Genomic DNA, 559 nt, shown 5'->3' with positions numbered 1-559 from the left:
GCTCCTGCACCTGTAGCTGCACCTGCAGCCGCTCCCGCTCCCGTGGTTCCCACCGGCGAAGGCCTGACCATGGATGCGCCCATGCCCGGCAACATCCTGGATGTCCAGGTGAAGGTTGGCGATGTGGTGAAGGAAAACCAGGTGATGGTCATTCTGGAAGCCATGAAGATGGAAAACGAGATCGTCGCTCCCAAGGCCGGCACCGTCACCGCGGTGTATGTCACCAAGGGATCACCCATTGATGTGGGCGCGCCCATCGTCACCATCGCGTAAGAACAGGAGGAACAGTTTTGGAACAAATTATCGCAGGAATAATGTCTACCACGGGACCCCAAATCATCATGATGCTCATCGGCGGTCTCCTTATGTATCTCGGCATCAAGAAGGAATATGAGCCAACCCTTCTCGTCCCCATGGGCCTGGGCACCCTTCTGGTGAACTTCCCCGGATCCGGCCTCGTCACCCAGGCGGGCAGCGAGTCAGAAGGCGTCCTCAATGTCCTCTTCAACGCCGGCATCGCCACGGAGCTTTTCCCGCTCCTCATCTTCATCGGCATCGG

At 58.3% G+C, this 559-nt stretch carries 2 protein-coding genes; both read left to right on the top strand.

Annotated features, from left to right (window positions below; translation table 11 throughout):
- The coding region (locus tag KCG48_RS14935) for a biotin/lipoyl-containing protein (protein ID WP_211802906.1) at positions 1–273 on the top strand (273 nt) is incomplete at its 5' end.
- A 17-nt stretch (positions 274–290) separates the two neighbouring features.
- Positions 291–559, top strand: a 269-nt coding sequence (locus KCG48_RS14630) for a sodium ion-translocating decarboxylase subunit beta (protein WP_230977180.1), incomplete at its 3' end; no start/stop codon positions are given.

This window comes from Proteiniclasticum sediminis (assembly GCF_018128025.1).
GTDB classification, from domain to species: Bacteria; Bacillota; Clostridia; order Clostridiales; family Clostridiaceae; genus Proteiniclasticum; species Proteiniclasticum sediminis.
This window is presented reverse-complemented; position numbering and strand designations above follow the sequence as displayed.